Raw genomic sequence first — 21,684 nt, 5'->3', positions numbered from 1 at the left:
AGATCCAGAGCAGAACGCTCTGCGCGGAGGTTTTGATTGATCAGTTTCGCAGCACGGAAGAAGACGGTGGACGCCTTATCGCGCGCGCTCAAGCCGCTGTCGTCCGAGCAGGCACTGCCGGTCGGAGATCTCGCCGATGCATTCGAGGAGGCAATCAAGGCATGTGCTCATCTCGATCTCGTGTCCCTGGCGAAAGATCTGAAAGAAGAGGCGGAAGGCGTCCGGCTTCGTCTCGAGAAGGCATTGGCGTCGCGGCGCGAGGACCTATTGAAGGCCGCACGGGAACATGAGTTTCCGCACAAGCGCTTTTCTGACTACGATCATGTCGGCCCCTTCAAGATCTCCTACAAGGGGCGGTTGGTCCTATTGGCGCTGGGAAGCGAACGGTTCGAGACTCTGAGCGAGGCGAATGGGGCAGCGCTCTTCGAGCTGATTCGAGAACAGGCGAACGGACTTGAATGCGATGTCATGCCGCGCGAGGTCTTTTTCCAGACGTTGAAGGATGCGCTGCGATTGGCGAAGACGATGGGGCATGCTGAAGACGGGCGCGTTGCCGTCCGAGCCCTCTATCCTTTCGTTGTTCTCGCCCGACAGGCTCGCTCCGAAGCCTTCTTGAATAAGCCGGAGGGTCGGACGTTCAAGGACTATCCGCTGACTCAGTTCCTGTATGAGCTGGCTCGCTTCGGTCGCGACGGATGGCGCTGCGGTGATGAGCTGCTGCGCACGCAAACCCCGAATATGGCGACGATCAGTCAAGGCAAGACCCTGATGCTGCCGAATCTCGATGCGCAAGACGGGACGAATCATCGCATCGCCGTTCTCTGGATCGAGAAGCGCGAAGGCTAATGGAGCCGATCGAGATTTTGGCCCATCTCGCGAGCGTCGGGACGCCACCGGACGCCCCGTCGGCTTTCGATTTGGCCGTGGGCTTGGATGGATACACCGATCACCTGAGCCGCGAAACACTGCCGTTTTTGGCCGGCGGCGGATGCGAGCTGCAGTTTATTTACGGCCAGTATGGCCGAGGGAAAACCCATTTTCTGCAGACGATCGGCGAAGTTGCGCGTCGCAGCGGCTATGTGACCGCGTATGTGGATTGCCGCATGGGGCAGTCGCCGTTCAAGTCCATGCAGGACACCTATCGGATGATCGCCGACGCCATGATCGCGCCCGCGACGAACGGTGATCCTGTGCGCGCGAAGGGCCTAAGCGGCGTGATCAGGCAAGGTCTGATGCAGAGTGATGACGTCGAAGACCGGTTGCATGCCGTGCGCACGCATCCCGGTCTGAGCCCGGACTATCGCAATCTCGTCTACGCCTTCGCGCGGACCGAAACCTCGGCGGGGGCCTTTTCGCCTCTCGGCGAGGCCCTGGCTTCGCTGCTGCGCGCCGATTCGGGTTACGCAGTTCGACTGGGGGCGCTCTATCGGGATCATCCACATCTTCCGAAGCCGATCGGCAAGCTCGGACGACGTAACGCTGCGGTCTGGCTACGATCGCTCTTGTCGCTGCCGTGGGCGCTCGGCTATCCCGGATTGGTGTTGTTGTTCGACGAGACCGAGCGGGGACATTCCTTCGGTTCGCGCTTCTCGATTGTTCAACAGGGACATCTCGCAAACCTGAGAAACTTCGTCGACCACATGGCCGTCGGCGCTTTCCGGGGCGTCTCGATCCATTACGCTGTCGTTGAGGATTTTATCGAGTTGGCGCGCGAACGCTTGGAGGCATTGAGTCAACGCATCGAGCGGGTGCACGTCGATCTCCGGAATGCCGACGGTGCGCCGCTCGGCAATCCGCGAGCCGTCTGGGTCAGCCTGGACGAGCTGACCGAACCATCTCCGCAGGAAACGGATTTCTTCCTGCAGCTCGGCTCGGGGATCATCGAGATCGGTCGTCAAGCCGGAATGCCCGTTGAACGGATTCCGAGCCTGCAGGAGCAGTTCGGCCGAGAGGCCCGGACCTATGCCGAATCGATTTTCGAAGGGTCGGTGCGTGAGTTCGTGAAATTTGCCGCTGCGGCGGTCGCGAGAGAGGTGAAGTGCCGTGTCTGAGAGTCTACTTGAGAGAAGCGAAGCACTTCAGCTCTGGGCCGTCCTCGGGACGGAAGGGAAAGCGCCGACTGAGCTCGGCAGTGCGCGTCAGGTGATTCCGGCCTATTCGGTCGGTATCGATGGCTGGCTTGATCGGCTGTCTGCGTTGTATTTGCGGGGTCTATGCCGTCAACACGCTCATTTCAAGCTGGCCCTCGCGCCCTATGGCGGGGGCAAGACCCATTTCTTGATGTCGCTGGGGACTCGGGCACTCGATGAAAACTTTGCGGTCGCCTACATCGCCTGTGGTCCGGGAAGCAGCCTGGATAGTCCTCTGGATCTCTATCGGGTGTTCGCCCGTCAGTTGCAGCTTCCAGGCGATGAGGCCTTCACCGGAATGCGTTCGCTTCTGAAACGCATCGTCAGCCGCAAGCGTTTGCAGATGAAAGAGCATCAGGTATCCAACCCGGATGCCGCCTTTGCGGTTTGGCTGCGCCAGGTTCGCGAGGGGCAACATCCGGAAAACGCATTCGGGCGCGTGATGTTCGAGGCGCTAAGGGCCGAATGGGATCCCGATATGGCCGTGGCAGGCGACGCTGCGCTGCGCTGGTTGCAAGGCGATGTTGACACCTTGTCGAAAGACGAGCGCCTGGCCCTTCGGCTTGGAACCCCGACCGGGGCAGCGAAAGGCGAGCTTGGCCGAAATTTGCTGCTGTCGATGATTCGGTTCGCACGCGAGGCCGGCGCCCATGGTGTGGTCTTGCTCTTCGACGAGGTCGAGACCTTGTTTACCGCGCGAGGCAGGGCGCTGCTGCGCGTCCTCTCCGCAATGCGCGTGCTGGTTGATCTCCCGAACGGCGTGCCCGGGGGCGTGCCGATGTTCGGAATCTTCTCGGCCGTGCCGGACATCCTCAATGAGCTTGGACGCTATCCGGCCCTGCAGCAGAGGCTTGCGGTCGTCGGCGCCGGTTTCGACGAGGGCAACGATTTTGCAGCGCAACTGCCGCTCGACCGATTGGATCGTCAGGAGGATTTGCTAGCGGCCATCGGGGTGCGCTTGATCGGCGTGGGCGAGCAGGCGCTCGGGGTGCAGTTCGACCGCACGCTTCAGAGTCAGAACGCGGCCGTGCTGGCACAGGTTGCCTCGGAGCGCAATCTCGAGGTCGACGCCAGGCGGCTTTATGTGAAGAGCTGGGTCTCGCTTCTGGACTTTCAGTGCCGCGAGGGCGAACGCCTTGTTTCGGAAACCGAGCTCGCTTCGCGCTATCAAGGCCATTTCAACGACCTGAGATCGGCCGATGCGCAGCAGGACGACGAACCTTGAACGTCGGGGATACCGTATTCCATCGGGATTTCGGGCGTGGCTCGATTGTGCGTCTGTATCCGGAAGGTCCAACCGCAATGGTGGATTTCGGCTACATGATGGATCTGATTCCCCTGTCTCTACTGACAGGCATTAGGCCTGATGGTCTGCCGTTACCTGTTCCGGTTGCGCCGACGATGCCGAAGTCCGCGCCGGCATCCGCTCCTGGCCCCGCGGGAGCACAGCGCACGCAGCCTGCCAAGTTACCGCCGGCGCGTGCGACACGATCGCACCCCGCGAAGCCAAACCCAAAGGACTCGCGCACCTCTGCGCCATTGTCGAACGGCGAAGGCATGCCGCGTCGGGCCGAAAGTCCCCTTCCGCGCGGCTGCGCACCGGTCGCCGCGGTAGCGACGCGGTCCGCGCTGACGCCCGAGACGATCGACGCACGCAGGGCCATCGTGGCACTGCGTCTGGGTCAGGTCTTGGAATCGCATGTCGATCATCTCAGCGTAGGCCTCGCTGCGGAGGCAAGCCGGTTCGAGAGGAGCCTGGAGCAGGCGCAGGCCCACCATCCAGTCTTCATGATGGTCGAGGGCACCTGGGGGCAGGGGAAAACGCATCTACTGACCCTGTTGACGGCGACCGCAGTGCGTCGCCGCTTCGCCGTCTCCAACGTCGTGATGGATGGCGTCGGCGTGACCTTGAGCGATCCCATGCAGTTGCTTGAAGCCGTGACAGCTGCGATCCGCTTTCCGGGTGACCATCTTGCCGGGGGGTTGGCGAGCCATCTTGCCGTTGCGCGCAGAAATGGCGATCTCGAGCGTCTTGGCCACCTGGGTGCAACGACCCTTGCCTCTGTCTTCGATCAGCTCCCGAGCACGGCCTTCGATGAGTTCGATACCATGCAGGTCATCGAGGATTATCTGGCGCTCGCCATGCCGGCAAGCACTGCCGGGTTCCGTCTGGAGTCTCTGGGTCACCGGGGCATCCGGCTGCCGGCATTGCGGGCGCGCTCGGTTGCCGAGCGCGCGGCGCGTTTCACCGATCTGCTGTTTAATTGGACGCAGCTCTGCGCAGTAACCGGGGTGCGAGGTCTTGTTGTCATTCTGGACGAGTTGGATGTCGAGTACGCAACGACGGCCCGGCGCGGACAACAGCAGGCCCGACTGCGCGAGCGACGCCGTGAGCTGCTGGAGGCGTTGAGTCGCCTGCGCAGCCAACGCTTGCCCTTGGTGTTGGCCTTCGCCTCGGCCCCTGCCGGTCCGGACGTCGATCCCGAGCATGATGCCTCTACCAATATCCCGGAGACGGTGGGGGCCCTCGATCAGCACATCATCGCACCCAGTCCGAGCGACGAGGGGCTGCGCGAGCTCCTCACGAAGGTGCTGACCTTGTATGGTCAGGCGTATCCCGATGCGCTGACCGGACGCACTTGGACATCGGCCCGGGAACTGGCCGACCGTTTGATCGAGACCTATCGGAGACAACCGAATCCGGTACCTCGCTACTTCCTGCGGAGCGCTCTGGAATCCCTGGACCTGCTCTGCGTTCAGGGGCGTTGAGGCGCTGCAGCCATGTTGAAGGATTCCGAGAGGCCAGCCCCGGTGCCGTCCGATCGCATCCTGGTGGAGCGATTGGGTCCGGTCGGCCGTGCCTTCTTCGGGCGGCGCTTTCACGCATTGACCGAGATTCAGCGCCGGGCGATCGAGCCCATCATGGCCGGACACAGCCTGCTTGTGGCCGCCGCGACGGCATCGGGCAAGACTGAAGCCTTGTGCGCGCCTTTGGTCGCGAGGCTGCGTCTGCTGCCGACAGCGTCGAAACCACGTATTCGCCTCCTTGTCGTTGCCCCGACACGCGCCCTGGTCAACGACCTCTTCAGCCGCCTTTCGCCCCCGCTCGCGGATCTCGGCTGGGACTGCGGGCGTCAGACCAGCGACCATCGCGACAAGCAGCGCAGGCCGGCTGTCTTGATCACCACGCCTGAATCGTTCGATTCGATGTTGGTTCGCGACAGCGTGAAGCATGAGGGTCGAACCGTCGATCATCTGCTTGCAAGCGTGGAAGCGGTCTTCATCGACGAGGTGCATCTCTTCGACGACACCGCGCGCGGGGATCAACTGATCTGGCTGCTGGAGCGATTAGGGCGCCTACGCCGATTTGCGGTCCAACAGGGGTTGACGTCGACGAGCGCACTACAGGTTTGCGGCGGGAGTGCCACGGTCTCCGCACCCGATCGGCTCGCGCGCCGGTTGCTCGGTGCCGATGCGCGGGCGCTCTCCGTACCGGGCTCGAGAACCATGCAGATCTTCGAGCCGGATGACGACGTTTGGAGGACGCTCGAGCCTGGATCCACTGCTTCGCAGATTCGCGATCGCATCGCCATTATCCCCGGCAAGACAGCCTCGGCAGCCTTGGTCGACCTGATCTGGCAGGTCTTGCGCAGGTCGGATGACACGGGCGAGATCTGTCGCAAGCTCCTGGTGTTTGTGCCCACCCGTCGGCTGTGCGACGAGCTCTCGGTTGCGTTGGGCGCTGCTCTGACGAAGCGACGCGCCATGCAGGTTCTTGCGCATCACGGCAGCTTGGAGCGCGTGGCCCGCGAGCGCGCCGAAACGCAGTTCGGCGCCGCGCGCGACGCCGTGCTGGTTGCCACGACTACACTTGAGGTCGGAGTCGATATCGGCAATGTCGACGTGGTGGTGCTCGTCGGTCCACCGCCGAACACGGGCGCTTTGCTGCAGCGTATCGGACGGGCCGGGCGTCGGTCCGGGATCACCCGCATTCTTCCGATTGCGCGCGACCGGATCGAGCAAGCCGCGTTCGGTAGTTTGCTCGCCAATGCGCGAGCGGGCATGCTCGATGAAGGGCATGAGGTTCGGCGCTGGTCGGTTTATGTGCAGCAGTGCGCCAGCTTCATCGCGCAGCATCCGAAAGGACGTCGTTCTCGGAGTGACTTGATCGATCTGGCGCGATCGGTCTGGCCCGACACGGCATGCGATTCCGGAAAGCCCGAGCGCATCCTCGATCACCTCTGCCGAGGCGAGCACTTGGTGGCGACACGAGACACGTTGAGTCTCGGCGACGATTGGAGTAACCGCTTCGGTTCCGGTATGGGCGATTTTCACGGCAATCTCGATGCAGATCGTACCGGACGGCCGGTCGTAGATGCATCGACCGGCGAGGTCATCGCGCACGTGCAGGGTTTAGACGGCATGTCCGGAACGATCGACTTCGGCGGCCAGCGCTGGACGCTTGTCGGAGACTCGAGCGAAATCCTGCTCAAGTCGGCTCGATCCGGCGGTCCGGCGGAAACCTTTCGGTACGGCTCGCGACGCGCACCGACCCGCCGCGCCTTTGCGCGCCATGTCCTGTCAGGGCTTGGCTATGCCCCGGAGGATGCGCCTCTGATCGAAGTCGATGGAGAGACGCTCTGGTGGCACTGCGGGGGCAGTGCGTACGAGCGGGTTCTGCTCAAGTTGTTTCCGGATCGGCGTGCCGTCGCGGGCTTTGACGGGCTCGCCATCAGCAACCCACCCGAACCCGAACGGCTGGCCGATGCGGTCCGCCGGGTTGAAACGATTCGTGACCTTGTGGCAAGCATGGCCGATCCTCTTGCGCGCCTGCTTTACCCCGGACCTTGGTATACCAACTTGCCCGACGATGTCCGGCGCGAGGTCGTCATCGACTTGTTCGGTGTCGAGCAGTTCGCGAGATGGCTCGAGTCCAGGCGCTTGAAAAGGACATATTGAACGCGCCCTTGATTGCGATGCTTTGTTTCAAAAGGAGATTATCAGCATGAAGCCACTTCCCCTCAACTTCCCGCAAACCTTCCTGCCGGATCGGCGTCTTTTGGGCCAGCTACTGGCATTCGCCGGGCGTGGCGGCTCCGGCAGCGTCGAGGAGATCAGTGCCGAGACCGGGATTCCGAACGGGAAGCAAACCGGTAAGGTCGAGCCGATGATCCATTTCACGCGGGGCATGGGGCTGTTGAGCGCCGAGAAATCGACAGGCGTCTGGAAGCTTGCGCGTACACCGCTCGGCGAGATGGTCTCGCGGGAGGACGCCTTTCTAAGCGAGCCGCTGACGATGTGGCTCGCGCATCTGCTTCTGTCCCGCCGGCTTGGTCGCGCGGCTCCGGCGACGGGCGTTGCCGATCCCTGGTTCGTCATGTTTGCGGAGGGACGATTTCGCTTGGGCGAGCGTTTCGATCTGAACGCCTATTTGAATCTACTCACCGAACGACATGGCGCGAAGCAGTATCTGAAGCCGCTGGCGGGTCTGGCGACGCGCATGTACAGCGAAGGTACGAGCTTCGCCGACGCTGCAATCTTGAGTACCTCGGAGAACGCCGCGGGTGAGCTGCTCTTCAGGCGCGAGTCCGCCCCGGCGGAGATCGCCTTCTTTCCGGCCTATGCGGTCTTTCTGTGGTTGATCTGGGACGAAGCCTTCAGCGACGTCGAGCAGATGAGCTTCGATGAGCTCGCGCGCGAAACACGCCTGCTGTCTTTGTTGGGTTGGGATGGTGCGCAGGCGGCGGTGTGGCTCGACTGGCTTGCGGACCAACACCTCGCGCAGCTTGACCGCTACACTGGGAGCGTGGTGTTGCTTAGGCTGGTGAAGACGGGGCAGGTAATCGATCGCCTCTATACTGAATTGGTCTAGCTGAGCGGTAGTCTATCGCTCTGATACGGATTTCATAAGGGAGAAGAGAGTGAAGATCGGAAGTCTGGTTCGGTTCAATGATGAGCGGTTCTTCGAAGGTGCGGTGCAGCTGCGCTGGGTGCAGGATCGCTGGCCGCAAGCGCAGCAGGCGGCGAGTGCCTTTGTCTTTCACGGCCCGCGCTATCACGGTGCGGCCGAAGCCGAGCTGGACGGCATCGAGCGCGGCTATCGGCTGAAAGATACGGCGAGCGTCGTTGCCGATCTGCTGGATTCGATCGTCGGCGGGCTGCGCGGTGAAGACCACAATCCCTATGCCTTGGCCGTTGCGGGCTACGGCACAGGCAAGTCCCACCTCGCGACGGCGATAGCCTGTTTGCTCGGTGAGCCGGATGGTGCAACCGCCGGGCGTATCGTCGCGAACCTGACCCAAGCCGACGCCGAGATCGGGCGGAGGGTGACCGAGCGGGTCGCGCAGCTGCGCAAGCCGGTTCTGGTGCTCTGTCTGGACGGCATGGCCGGTTTCCATTTGGGCAACGCGCTGATTCAAGCGGTCTTTGCCCAGCTCGATCGCTATGGCGTAGATCCGGGCGCGATTCGTGATCTGTCGCCGCGTTTTCAAACTGCCGAGCAATTCGTCGAGCGTAATTTCGACATCCGTGCCGAGGCCTTCGCACGTCATTGTCCCGGTCTGAGTCGCGATGAGATCCGGACGCGTCTGCGCAACAACGACGAGGCCATCTACACGCAGGTCGACACCCTTTATACGGACGCGAACGGCGCCGCCATCCCTGTGGTCGGGCAGGAATCGGCCCAAGAGTTGATCAATACGCTCTGCGAGATCTATTGCGGACCTGACGGGGCCTTTTCGAGCGTTCTGATCCTTTTCGACGAATTCGGACGCTATCTCGAGTACGCGGCCGAGAAGCCGCAGCTCGCGGGCGACACGGCACTTCAGCAGATCTTCCAAGGTGTTCAGGACAATAGCAATCGGGTCCGTTTTGTCGGCCTGATCCAATACGAGTTGAAGGCCTATCTGAAGCGTTTCGGCAGTGCGGATCTGCGGCAGCTGCAACGCTACATCACACGCTTCGATGCTGCAGAGAAACTGTATCTCTCGACGAATCTCGAAACCATCGTCGCGCACATGATCGGTAAGGACGAGGCTGGTCTAACGGAGGTCTGGCGTCGGGCGGGGGCGGAGACGGCACAACACACGAGCTGGCAGCGGATGTCCCGTGCCTTGCCCGGATTCGGCCGGTATCCGGTGTGGAGCGACCCGGAGCGCTTCGAGCAGGTCATCGCGAAAGGCTGCTGGCCACTGCATCCGCTGGCGACCTGGTTTCTCACGCGCCAGCGCGACATCGTGCAACAGCGCTCGGCGCTGACCTTCATCAAGGATGTGATCGACCGCATCGGCGAGGAGGACGTGCTCGTCGGGGGACGTCTGCGTCAGGTCAGCGCCGGTGAGTTGGTGCTGCGCAGCATGCTCCCGGAGATGATCGCCGCCGAGCACGAGACCGGCTCGACGGTCGCCGAGACCCTGCAAGTCCTGCTGGAGAAGTTCCAGGGCCACTTAGGCGCAGCCGAGGAGTTGACGCTGGCCGGTGTGGCGATCCTGGAGAAGACCCGCGTCGGGAAACAGACGCGAGAGCAGGCGGATGCACTTTTGTCCGAGGCGACGGCATTGGATGCCGATACCCTGCACACGGCTGTACGCCGGCTGGGTGACGAGCTGGGTGCATTGGAGTGGAACGGCGATCTGGGTCAATACGAGCTGATCGCCGATGCCTCGACGCGGGGCCAGTTTCAGCAATGGGTGCGTCAACGTACCACCGCCATCGGCACGGAGGCAGTGCGCGATCTATTTGTCGGGCGTGCTGCGAAGGACGCCGAGATCGGCAATATCGCGACGGACTTTGGGCTGAATCAGAACATCGCGACCTCGGAATGGTTTTTCGAGGCCCAACTCGCCAACCTGCACACCCTGCCGAATGTCGTCAAAACGGCCTTCCAGGACTGGCAGGCAGCGGCTTCGCCGAAAGATGCGCGCGGACGGGTGATCTATCTCTACATCCACGCGGATGATGACCCGGCCGCCGTGGACGAAACGGTTTCGAACACCTTCCAAGCCGAGTTGATACGGATCAAACAGTCCGCGGCACCGATCTGGGTTGTGGGGATCGCGGATCCGAAGCAGGTCATCGCGGACGCGCTCAAGCGCCTTTATCTGTTTGATGAGCAGGCATCGGGCGAGGAGCGCGAGCGTTTTCGCCGCTTCTTACCGGAGGAAACGCAGCGGGGCCGCGCAGCCCTGAAGGCGTCTGTGCAGGAGGCGATTAAGGAGCGGAGCTACTGGGTCGCCGGATTCGAAACCGTCCCGGACGGGCGATTGAAGGCGGTCGGCGAGCGCATCTTCGCGCAGATCTATCCGCGCACGATTCCCTTTCCCTTCGACGGCTTTGCAACCACCGCCGGCGGTGGCCCGGCGGATGCCGCTCAGCTCACGCGAAGCCTGATCGCACGTCAGGTCGACGGAACCTGGGTACAGGCTCAGCAGAAGAAGCTGCAGAATCGGGTCGGAGAGCTGCTGGCCCGAAGTTGGCGAGCACTTGCGCCGACGGGGAAGCTTACGGATCCGGTGAACCCAGCGGTTAAGGCGGTCTTCGACGAGCTACAAGCGGCGCATCTGAACGACCCTACCCGTACCCTCGGGACCTCTTATCAAGCGCTGATTGCCCCGCCATACGGACTGAATACCGCCTCGGCGGGCCTGATGCTGGGGCTGCTGATCGGCGGCATTCACCCGCCGCGCCGCCTTGAGCAGAGTGGACAGATGATCGCGTCGGCCGACTGGCTGAGCGATGCCTTCCCGACTCAGCGTGGTAAGCATGCCTTCGATCCTGCGGTTCTTCGCAAGACCTCTCTGCGCTTTCTCTCCGAGGACGGCGAAGGACGCTGGCGCGCCTTGCTGAACCGCTGGGAAACCGAGCCGAGCTACCGGACGCTGGTCGCGCTTGCGCACGAGGCCGAGCAGATGCAGCGCGTCGACCCGATGCCCGAGGTGTTGGAAGGCACCTATCGGTATCTGCGCGATAAATCCACAAATGCACAGACGAAGCTGCATCACTTCCGCGTCGAGCTCGACGAGTGGGAGAAGAACATCGAGCGCGCCGAACGTCAGAACAATGTCGGTGAGCTGCTGCACCACGCGCTGTTGCTGCTGCGGCGACGCGAAGAGGTCGAGGGGTCTGACTGTTGGCCCGAGTCCTTCATGGTCGACTGCGAAAAACAGTTGGCGATCGTGCGCGAGCTGGTGTCCGAGCGGCTCGCCGATTGGATTCCGCGCCAAGGCTGTCACAACGCGGCCGAAGTGGCGACCTTCCGTCATCGTATCGAGAGGGCGATCAAGAGTCTGACCCGGCTCGGCTTCACCTCCGAGGCGGCCGCGCTCGAAGAGCAGGCGCAACGCTCGATCATGCAGGTCGAGAAACGCCAGCACTTCAAGCTGACCTTGGACGAGAGCGATGATTATCCGCGTCAGCCCGCGCCCACCGAGTCGACTCCCGTGCGCGAACTGCACGACGGGATCGCGAAGGGCGACGCCTTGATCGATGCGCTCGACAGCGCGCGCTCAGCCTTGACCGAGGAGGAGATTCGCGCGCGCGTGAAGGCGATCCAGGATCGTCAGCAGCGTCTGCGTGAGGCGCTCGATCGCCAGCGGGCTCTACTCGGTGCGCTCTTTGCGGCCGTACCGAAGAGCGAGAGCGCGCTGCAGGAGGGGCTCGCGCGGGTGAATCGTCTGCGCGAGATCTTCATCGGTACGCGCGATGAATCCGAGGTGAGCGAGCTGGCGTTTCAGCTCCAACGCATCGCAGCCGATCTCGGGACATGGGAGACCGGCGACATGTCCCCCGAGCGGCTAGCCGAGATCCTCGCTCAGCAGATCGAGCACCAGTCGGCGGCCCTGGCGGAGGAGCTTGCCGCGCGCGAGATCGATCCCGCCTGGGATCTGGCCTCGGTGTATCAGGCGCTCGGCGCCGAACGCATCGATGCCGCGCGGCGACGCTCCGCCGACTGGCTCAGTCCGCGTCGTGCGCTGGCGAACAAGATCCCGACACTCGCCCGCGATGGCTGCGCTCGAATCGAGTCGGAGCTCAACGTAGCGCCGGCCTATCTGTCGATCGAAGACCGTGAAATGGTCGAGCAACTCCTTGAGATGCTGGCGCTGCGAATCGCGACGCTCGACGGGCAGGCGCGGCAGACCCGCATCGAGACCTGGCGCCGAGGCCTTCCAGAGATCGAGGAGATCGGGACACTCGACAAGCATCGGACGGAAGCCTTTTTGAAGGATCTGCAGAACCCGCCCGAGACGCTGTTGCCGGACGAGCATGCCGTACTTGCACCGCTCGCCGAGGCGCTGAACGCGCATTACGATCAAATGAGCATGGATGAAATCATGGCGCGAATCGAGCGGCTGTCGGCCGAACGTCTGCAAGCGCTGTTTGAATGGATTGCCGGGAGAGTGGCCTCCGGGTGACGGCTGGAACGATCGATGCTCTGGGAAAACCCCTCGCGAGTCTGGATTCTTCTTCCCCGACACCCATGCCGGCATCGACTGGACGCACGGCTACAGCCTGCTCGACAAGGAACTGCAAAAAGTGGTGCGCGATGCCAAGCTCGGTCGTCGCTGGGCCGATTCACTGATCCGTGTCACCAGTCTGGAGGGAGAAGAGGACTGGCTTCTCGTGCATGTCGAAGTCGTCGAACCTGCCGGCCGGCGTTATGATCAAGGTCGCCTTGTACCGATGCTGTTTCAACGGAGAAACTGCCATGCCTCAAGCCGCACTCAAGGCCGGTTCTTTCACCTACGCAGACTATTGTCTCTGGCCCGAGGACGAACGCTGGGAGCTGATCGACGGCGAGGCCTTCGCCATGGCGCCAGCGCCGACGCGACTGCATCAGGAGTTTGTCGTCGAGTTGGCTGCGCAGATCCACCCCAAGCTCGCGGGCAGCGGTTGTCGGGTCTATGTCGCCCCCTTCGACGTGCGTCTGCCCAAGCGCGACGAGTCCGACGCTCGGGTCGACACGGTGGTGCAGCCCGATCTCGCCGTGATCTGCGATCCGCACAAGCTCGACGTGAAGGGGTGCCGCGGGGCGCCGGATTGGATCGTCGAGATCCTCTCGCCGTCGAGCGCGGTTCATGATCAGGTCCGTAAGCGGGCACTCTACGAGCGTCATGGCGTGCGCGAATACTGGCTGCTGCACCCGGTCGATCGGGTGCTGACCATCTATCGGCTCGGTGCGGACGGCGTTTACGGGAAGCCGGATGTGCAGGGTCTGGAAGGACAGACCCCTGTCGGCGTGATCGATGGTCTGGAGATCCACTGGCCGGCTCCCGAGACGGATCCGACGCTGAGCACGGGGGACTGACGAACCGATGGGTTCCGGGAAGACGGTCGCTGGCCGGCGTTACCTGCATCGAACGCTGCTGGACCGCGCCGAGCCCGCGTTGACGAGCGGCGTGGCCGCGGCCCTGGAGATACTGCGGGCGTCGGTCGAGCCCGCATTCAATGTCGTGCGCGTTGCCGAGGACGGCTCGGAGGTGGCCTTCCTGAACTATCCGGATTTTTTCGAGAACCCCTTCCCGGCGTTGAAGGAGAGCTGGCGTGTGGATCGCACCACCGGCGAGACGGGCTATCGCACCTACGAGGACTCGCTGAACCCGCCCATCCTGCATCGCAAAGAGCTATTGCTGCCGAGCGATCATCCAGGCCGTGTCGACTATATCGCCTTGACCGAGCAGGCCGAAGCGATCGGGTTGTTCGACGACCCTAAACGCATCGGTTATCGGCGTCAGTGGGAGGCGTTGGTCACGGATGCCGGGTATCGGATCGAGGGGCACACGCTGGTCCCGATCGGCAATCTCGAGGGTGTCGAGGGCGAGGCGGCCGAGGGGGGCTTGGCCGCGACCGAGGCGGGGGAGGGCGGGGCCTTGTCTGCGGACGTCGTCGGACTCGGCGGCGCGCTGGATTGGGAGGCGGCGCGGCACCGTACCGCGATGGTCCGCTACGGTTTCTCCGCGCCGGTGCAGACGCTCGCGCGGCATGGCTTTCTGGATGGCCGCTATCGGCTGTTCGACTATGGCTGCGGGCGCGGCGACGACGTGCGCGGCCTGTGCGAAAACGGGCTCACCGCCTCCGGGTGGGATCCTTATTTTGCGCCGGACGAGCCGCTCGAATCGGCCGATATCGTCAATCTCGGTTTCGTGATCAACGTGATCGAGGATGTCGACGAGCGGCTGGTGGCCTTGACGCGGGCCTGGTCGCTCGCCGAGCGTCTGTTGGTCGTATCGGTCATGCTCGCCAACCAAAACGACCCGCGCGGGGAGCGGTTTCGCGACGGTGTGATGACGCAGCGCGGGACCTTCCAGCGCTATTACACCCAGTCCGAGATCAAGGCGTATCTCGAGCAGGCGCTGGAGGAGGAGCCGATCCCGGTTGCGCCGGGTGTGCTTTATCTGTTCCGCGACAAGGACGCGGAGCAGCGCTTTCTGGTCGAGCGTTACAGCCGTCGACGCAATCCGCTCCGGGTGCCGAGCATGCGTCCCGCGTCGACGCCGCGCGAGCGACCGGCGCGGCGCGATCGTGCAGCGGAGCGCTATGACGCCTATCGCGAGCCGCTGGAGCGCCTTTGGGAGACCTGGCTGCGTCTGGGACGCACGCCGGAGAAGAGCGAGGTCGATGACCTACCGACCTTGGTCGAGGGCTTCGGGAGTCTCGGCAAGGCGCTGCGTTTCCTCGCCGATCAGAAGGGACCGGATGGTGCACAGGCCGCGTTGGCGGAGGCCGAGCAGGCGCGCATCGCCGACTTGGAGGTCTATTTCGCGCTTCAGCAGTTCAGTCGGCGGCGCGCCTACAAGCATCTGGACGCCGGGTTGCAGCGCGACATCAAGGCCTTCTTCGGCGACTATCCGGCCGCGCTGGAGGCCGGTCGCACGCAGCTCTTTCGGATTGCCGACACCGAGGCGATCGCCGACGCCTGTCGATCGGCCGCCGAGCATGGCTTGGGCTGGCTCGATCCGGGCGCCTCGCTGCAACTGCACAGTCGTTTGGTCGAGCAGCTCCCGGCGCTCTTGCGGGTCTATGTCGGCGCGGCGTCGATGCTCTACGGCGATATCCGCGAGGCGGACCTAGTGAAGATCCACATCGGCTCGGGCAAGGTGAGTCTAATGCGGTACGACGATTTCGATGGGAGGGTGCTGCCGCGGATGATCGAACGGGTGAAGATCAAGCTGCGCGAGCAGGACATCGATTATTTCGCCTATGGCGAGGCGTTCGAGCCGCCGTATCTCTATCGCAAATCACGCTATATCAACGAGGAGTGCGACGGTTATCCGGAGCAGCTTGCGTTCGACGAGGCGCTGGATGCGCTGGGGTTGCTGCCGGTGTCGGGCTATGGGCCGGTGCCGGCAGCCTTCGATGCGCTGCTCGAGCAACAGCGCTGGACGATCGAGGACGGCGCCCTGGTGCGTTCTCGGAGGATCCCGGACCTGGACGCGCCGTGCGGGTGTTTTCTCACCTACCGTCAATTGGTCGAATGCGGCGAGACGCAGGCCGCAACAGGACTGCCCAATCGCCCGGAGCAACCCGAGAGCTACACGGCGTTGTGCGATCTGGCCACGCGGGTCCTGGATCCGGTCATCGATTATTTCGGGATGATCCGCCTGACCTACGGCTTCTGCTCCGCACCGCTTGCGAAGGCGATCCCCGGGCGCATCGATCCGAAGCGCGATCAGCACGCCGCGCACGAGCGCAATCGGCTGGGTCATCCCATCTGTTCGCGTCTGGGTGCCGCCGTGGATTTTCTGGTCGAGGACGAGGATATGTTGGAGGTGGCGCGTTGGGTCGTCGCCGAAACGCCCTTCGATCGGTTGTACTTCTACGGCAACGAGAACCCGATCCATGTGAGCTATGGACCCGAGCAGAGCCGTCAGGTGGTCTTGATGCTGCCGGGTCCGAGCGGTCGTCTGGTGCCCAAGTGCGTGGCGGTCGAGCGGTTTCTCGACGCACTCCCGGGATAGTCGACCTCTTCAAGGGATCGATGACTTTCCGCCTTCCGCCATCTTCTTTCGCCCGCCTGGCGGCCAGCGGGGTCGACTGCAAGTCGACTATCCCGGAAAGCCGGGTGTCGACACTGGCTCCCGAACCTGGGCTAATCGAACAACCTCGTTGCCTCTTGGACCTGAGTCGCGGCGATGAGCCAACGTCTCAATTGCGCCGGATCGTGCTCGGCCAGGATGCGCTCACGTATCGGGAGATCGACGACGAGCCCTCGCTCGGAGAGCAAGGCGAGGATCGACTCGGCGATGCCTTGGCTGATCCCTTGATTGATGCCGTCAACCACACCTGCTTGGCGCACGGCGTCCAGACTCTCGTAACCCTCGCGCTGCAGCAGATTGCGCAGTGTCGCGCGGTGTGCAGCATCGCGGTCGTAGAGCGCCTCGATCGGGACCGGGTTTCGCAGCAGACCCGGCGCACTCAGGATCTCGCCTGGACCGACCAGTCGCATCGATTCGCCGGGGCGATAGACCTCGACCCGTCGCGGTCCGATCAGACGCACCACCCAGACCTGCTGGGTGCCGCTCTGCAGCAGCTCGGCGATCTTGTCCTGCAACTCCTGCTCGTCCTGTCCGCGAGCGGCATACTCGACCGCCAATGGCGGCGCGCCGGGGATCCAACCCCGTTCCGCGCCTCCGCGACCGATCGCGACGTCGGGTGCGCGCAACGTCCCTGAATCCGGCGTGAAACCGGCATCGACACCGGCCCACTCGACATCCGGGTCGGTCTCCAGCGCCGCTGCGCCGATCAGATTCGTTCCGGCATGCTCGCGGCCGGAGGGTGCGCAATAGATCGGATGGCCGCTGGAGAGCTCGTAGCGATCGCCCTCGCGGAGTTGGTCGACGCGAAACGGACCCTGTCGATCGGTGCGTGGTCGGTGCGGCATCTGCGTCTCCGGGCAGGGTGAATCTCTTGATCTTCAGGCTCAAGGATAGACCAATCGCAGCCGCCCCTTGTTCCTTGTCTGGCCTTTTCCTGACTCCGGCCATCGTCGTACGTGGCGCAGAGCGCCTCGAGGCATGCGTGACACCGCTGAGCGGGTGTCACGCGTCTCTTAAATTAAGGTGCTAAACCATCACGCCCGGCGAAAAGCTGTAGCTGTCCAAGATGTTGACGTAGTTGGCGCGCTCGAGCTCCGCTGGGTTCGGGACGGAGATGGCGCTGACGCGGCCGCGGAAATCCTCCACGGACTCGAATCCCTGCTCCTCCATCCAGTCATGGATGCCCGCCAGGATCTGCGCGGTGTAGGCCGGCCCCTTGCCGAGGAGCGCGCTGCACAGGTGCACCACGTCGGCGCCTGCGAGCAGGAGCTTGATGGCGTCTGCGGAGGTGTGAATACCGCCGGTCGCGCCGAGCGAGAGGCCTTCGAAACGGCCGTAGAGGATCGCGATCCAGCGCATGGCGAGCAGGGCCTCGGCGGAGGTCGAGGGATGCAGGCTCGATTGCAGACGCAGGCTGTCGATGTTGATGTCGGGCTGGTAGAAACGATTGAAGAGGGCCACACCGTTGGCGCCGGCGGCGGCGACCTGGCCGACGAAGTTGCCGATGGAGCTGAAGGTCGGGGAGAGCTTCATGTTGATCGGGATCTGCACATGCCCGCGCAGATCGCGCAGAAGCTCCAGGTAGCGCTCCTCGACCTGAAGCCCGGTCTGGGTCACGTCGCCGGCGACATAGTAGACGTTGAGCTCCAGGGCATCGGCACCGGCCTGTTGCAGCTCGGTGGCGTGCTTGATCCAGCCGCCGGGCGTGACGCCGTTGAGACTGGCGATGACCGGAATATCCAGTGACTCCTTGAGCTTGCGGATATTGTCCAGATAACGCTCGAGTGCCCCCTCGAAATCGTGGTGAACGGGCAGAAAGCCGCTCTCGGCCTCGCCGAAGCCGATCTCCTGGTGGTGCAGAAAGCGCACCATGCTCTCGGTCTCCGCGGTTACGGCCTCTTCGAAGAGCGACCACATGATGATGGCCGCCGCACCGTGGTCTTCGAGCTCACGCGCGATGGCGACGCTCTTGGATAGGGGCGAGGCCGAGGGGACCAGCGGGTTCTTGATCGTGAGCCCGAGATAGTTGGTCGTGAGATCCATAGCGAGTGCTCCGGAAAAAGTGTACGACGAATAAGGTGCCGAATGGGCGCGCGTCGGGGCCCCTGCTGTGGGCCGATCCGGCGGATGGCTGCGCGGTGCTGCTGCACACGCGCCACCCGTGTCGGATCGGGTCCGTCGCCCCGACGCTGCTGCGTTCGCGCGTCAGCTCTCCTTGGGCGAGGTCGCCTTCGGCGCCGCCGCGGGGGCCTTCTGCGTGGCCAAGTGCGCCAACTGCTCATAGAGTGCGAAGCGGGTCTGGACGTGCTTCTGGGCGAGCTGCAGATAGCGTTCGGCGGCCTCCGGATGGGTGCGGGTCAGAACGCTGAAGCGGGTTTCCGACGAGACGAAGTCGCGATACGGAATGCTCGGCGGCTTGCTGTCGATGTGCAGCGGGTTTTCCCCCTCGGCGAGCCGGCGCGGGTCGAACCTGAACAGGCCCCAATGACCCGAGTTGACCGCCAGATCCTGCTGACGCAGATTTTTGGACAGGTCCACGCCGTGGGCGATGCAGGGCGAGTAGCAGATAATCACCGAAGGGCCGTCGTAGGACTCGGCCTCGATAAAGGCACGGACCGTCTGCACGTCTTTGGCGCCGAAGGCGACTTGGGCCACATAGACGTTCTCGTAGGCCATCGCCATCATGGCGAGATCCTTCTTGAAGGTCGACTTGCCGGCTGCGGAGAACTTGGCGACCGCGCCCATCGGGGTCGACTTGGAGGTCTGGCCGCCGGTGTTGGAGTAGACCTCGGTGTCCAGGATCAAGAGGTTCACATTGCGCCCGCTGGCGAGCACATGATCCACGCCGCCGTAGCCGATGTCGTAGGCCCAGCCGTCGCCGCCGATGATCCAGACGCTGCGTTTGACGATCTGGTCGCAGATGCCTTCCAGGGTGCGCGCCTCCAGGTCAGAGAGGCCCTTGAGCTTCTCTTTCAAGGCGAGCACGCGCTCGCGTTGCTCGAAGATGCCGGCCTCGTCGGACTGGTCGGCGGTGAGCAGACCCTCGGCCAGATCCTCGCCGATCTTGGGTGCGAGCCGCGTGATGATCTCGCGGGCATGGGCGGCCTGTTTGTCGACGGCGAGCCGCAGGCCCAGACCGAACTCGGCGTTGTCCTCGAACAGCGAGTTATTCCAGGCCGGTCCGCGGCCCTCGGGGTTGGTGGTGTAGGGCGTCGTCGGCAGGTTGCCGCCGTAGATCGAGGAGCAGCCCGTAGCGTTGCCGATCAGCATGCGGTCGCCGAACAACTGGGTGGCGAGCTTGATGTAAGGCGTCTCGCCGCAGCCCACGCAGGCGCCGGAGAACTCGAAGAGCGGCTCGAGCATCATGGCGTGCTTGATCTTGCTGCCGTCGAGCTTGGTGCGATCGTATTCCGGTAGGGTCAGGAAGAAGTCCCAGTTGGCCTGCTCGATGGCGTGCGTCTGCTCGGCCGGCACCATGTTGAGCGCCTTGCGGTTGGGGTCCTTGCGGTCGCGGATCGGGCAGACATCCACGCAGAGTCCGCAGCCGGTGCAGTCGTCCGGGGCGACCTGGTAGGTGATGTGATGATCCGCCGGGAAGTCCTTGCCCTTGATCTGAACGTGCTGAAAGCTCGCAGGTGCTGCATCCGTCAGCGCAGCCGGGTAGACCTTGGCGCGGATGGCCGCATGGGGACAGACCAGCGGGCACTTGCCGCAATGGGTGCAGAGATCGTCCTCCCATTTCGGCAGCTCGAGAGCGATGTTGCGCTTCTCGTAGCGGGTCGTGCCGGTCGGCCAGGTGCCGTCCGCCGGCATCAGGCTGACCGGTAGACTGTTGCCTTTTCCGGCGATCAGGGTCGCGGTCACATTGCGCACGAAGTCGGGTGCCGAGATCGGCACCACGGCCGGTCGCTCGAAGGCACTAGTCGCCTGCGTCGGGACACTGACCTGATGGAGCCCGGCCAGTGCAGCGTCGATTGCCTGGTAGTTGCGCTCCAACAGACTCTGACCCTTTTTACCATAGGTCTTCTTGACGGCGTGCTTGATGTGGGCGATCGCCTCGTCTTTGGGCAGGATGCCCGAGATGGCGAAGAAGCAGGTCTGCATGATGGTGTTGATGCGCCGGCCCATGCCGGTGGCGCCGGCGATTCCGTAGGCGTCGATGACGTAGAAGGCGAGCCCCTTGTCGATGATCGCCTGCTGCATCTTGCGCGGCAGCTCGTCCCAGATCCGATCGGGGTGCGTGTTCGAGTTCAAGAGGAATACAGCACCCGGACGCGCGTGGTCGAGCATGTCGTAACGCGTCAGGAAGGTCGGCTGATGACAGGCGACGAAGCTCGCCTCGTTCTCGCCGATCAGATAGGTGCTGTTGATCGGTTTCGGGCCGAAGCGTAGGTGACTGATGGTGACCGCGCCGGCCTTCTTGGAGTCGTACTCGAAGTAGCCCTGGCCGAAGTTGGGCGTCTCTTCGCTGATGATCTTGATCGAGTTCTTGTTGGCCGAGACGGTGCCGTCCGAGCCTAGGCCGAAGAAGACGCAGGCCGTGACGCCTGCCATGGCCGCCGGTTTGAAGTCCGGATCCCAGGCCAGGCTGGTGTGGCCGACGTCGTCGATGATGCCGACCGTGAAGGGGTTCTTGGGCTTGGGCGCAGCCAATTCATCGAAGACGCCCTTGACCATGGACGGGGTGAACTCTTTGGACGAGAGTCCATAGCGACCGCCGACCACGCGCGGCATGGTGGCGACACGGCCGTCCGCAAAGGCTTGGGCAAGCGCGGTGATGACGTCCTTATAGAGCGGCTCGCCGTCGGCACCCGGCTCCTTGCAGCGATCGAGCACGGCCAGTCGCGTGGCGGTGACCGGAATAGCCGAGAGGAGGGCGCCTGCATCGAAGGGGCGATAGAGCCGGATCTTGATCAGGCCGACCTTCTCGCCTTCGTCCACCAGATGCTCGACCGTCTCCTGTGCCGCCCCGATCCCGGAGCCCATCAGCAGGATGACGCGCTCCGCATCGGGTGCGCCGACATACTCGAAGAGCCCGTATTGACGGCCCGTGAGCGCAGCGAAGCGATCCATCGTGCGTTGCACGATGCCTGGAACAGAGTCGTAATAGGGGTTGACGGTTTCGCGGCCCTGGAAATAGACGTCCGGATTCTGGGAGGTGCCGCGGATCACGGGACGGTCCGGGTTGAGTGCACGCGCACGGCAGGCAGACACCAGCTCCTCGTCGATCAGGGTACGGATCGTCTCGTGCGAGACCTGCTCGATCTTGGTGACCTCGTGCGAGGTTCTGAACCCATCGAAGAAGTGCAGGAAGGGGATGCGGCTTTCCAGGGTCGCGGCTTGGGCGATGAGCGCAAAATCCATGGCCTCCTGCACCGAGGCCGAGCAGAATATGGCGTAACCGGTAGCGCGGCAGGCCATGACATCGGAATGATCGCCGAAGATCGACAGACCCTGCGCCGCGAGCGAGCGCGCCGAGACATGAAAGACGGTCGGGCTGAGCTCGCCGGCGATCTTGTACATGT

Annotated in this window: 12 protein-coding genes; 9 read left to right on the top strand and 3 right to left on the bottom strand. The window is 63.5% G+C overall.

The window, feature by feature from the left end:
* The first annotated feature begins 36 nt into the window (after positions 1-36).
* The 9 genes from B4N44_RS02195 (at position 37) to B4N44_RS02155 (ending at position 16,081) form a co-directional block, all read left to right on the top strand.
* Positions 37-846, top strand: a complete 810-nt coding sequence (locus B4N44_RS02195; RefSeq protein ID WP_296696482.1) for a hypothetical protein — start codon at positions 37-39, stop codon at positions 844-846.
* Positions 846-2,051, top strand: coding sequence for a BREX system ATP-binding domain-containing protein (locus B4N44_RS02190; protein ID WP_296696479.1), 1,206 nt, complete (start codon positions 846-848; stop codon positions 2,049-2,051). Before B4N44_RS02195 ends, B4N44_RS02190 begins: the two co-directional genes overlap by 1 nt.
* Positions 2,044-3,354 carry a BREX system ATP-binding domain-containing protein gene (locus B4N44_RS02185; protein WP_296696477.1) on the top strand — a complete coding sequence of 437 codons (1,311 nt, stop codon included), beginning with the start codon at positions 2,044-2,046 and terminating at the stop codon, positions 3,352-3,354. The genes B4N44_RS02190 and B4N44_RS02185 overlap by 8 nt, the downstream gene beginning before the upstream one ends.
* 332 nt (positions 3,355-3,686) lie before the next feature.
* Positions 3,687-4,898: a BREX system ATP-binding domain-containing protein gene (locus tag B4N44_RS02180; RefSeq protein WP_296696476.1), complete on the top strand. Its 1,212-nt coding sequence runs from the start codon at positions 3,687-3,689 to the stop codon at positions 4,896-4,898.
* 12 nt (positions 4,899-4,910) lie between these two features.
* Positions 4,911-7,088 carry a DEAD/DEAH box helicase gene (locus B4N44_RS02175; RefSeq protein WP_296696473.1) on the top strand — a complete coding sequence of 726 codons (2,178 nt, stop codon included), beginning with the start codon at positions 4,911-4,913 and terminating at the stop codon, positions 7,086-7,088.
* A 46-nt stretch (positions 7,089-7,134) separates the two neighbouring features.
* Positions 7,135-8,001 (top strand): hypothetical protein, encoded by an 867-nt coding sequence (locus tag B4N44_RS02170; RefSeq protein WP_296696470.1) that lies wholly within the window; start codon positions 7,135-7,137, stop codon positions 7,999-8,001.
* A gap of 49 nt (positions 8,002-8,050) precedes the next feature.
* On the top strand, positions 8,051-12,538 hold the full coding sequence (locus B4N44_RS02165; protein ID WP_296696465.1) for a hypothetical protein: 4,488 nt from the start codon (positions 8,051-8,053) through the stop codon (positions 12,536-12,538).
* A gap of 293 nt (positions 12,539-12,831) precedes the next feature.
* Positions 12,832-13,431 carry a Uma2 family endonuclease gene (locus B4N44_RS02160; protein ID WP_296696462.1) on the top strand — a complete coding sequence of 200 codons (600 nt, stop codon included), beginning with the start codon at positions 12,832-12,834 and terminating at the stop codon, positions 13,429-13,431.
* Between the two features lie 7 nt (positions 13,432-13,438).
* On the top strand, positions 13,439-16,081 hold the full coding sequence (locus tag B4N44_RS02155; protein ID WP_296696459.1) for a DNA phosphorothioation-associated putative methyltransferase: 2,643 nt from the start codon (positions 13,439-13,441) through the stop codon (positions 16,079-16,081).
* 131 nt (positions 16,082-16,212) lie between these two features.
* Here the strand turns inward: B4N44_RS02155 and B4N44_RS02150 are convergent, their stop codons facing one another.
* The 3 genes from B4N44_RS02150 to nifJ all read right to left on the bottom strand — a co-directional run.
* Positions 16,213-17,004 (bottom strand): Uma2 family endonuclease, encoded by a 792-nt coding sequence (locus B4N44_RS02150; protein WP_296696457.1) that lies wholly within the window; start codon positions 17,002-17,004, stop codon positions 16,213-16,215.
* A gap of 181 nt (positions 17,005-17,185) precedes the next feature.
* A complete protein-coding gene (locus B4N44_RS02145) occupies positions 17,186-18,202 on the bottom strand; it encodes a dihydroorotate dehydrogenase-like protein (protein ID WP_296696454.1) in 1,017 nt (338 codons plus the stop codon).
* Between the two features lie 162 nt (positions 18,203-18,364).
* Positions 18,365-21,684: pyruvate:ferredoxin (flavodoxin) oxidoreductase (gene nifJ, locus B4N44_RS02140; protein ID WP_296696451.1), on the bottom strand; the 3,320-nt coding region annotated here is incomplete at its 5' end.

This window comes from Thiocapsa sp. UBA6158 (assembly GCF_002423035.1).
Lineage (GTDB): Bacteria > Pseudomonadota > Gammaproteobacteria > Chromatiales > Chromatiaceae > Thiocapsa.
The sequence above is the reverse complement of the archived record's forward strand: the minus strand, read 5'-3'. Positions and strand labels throughout refer to the sequence as shown.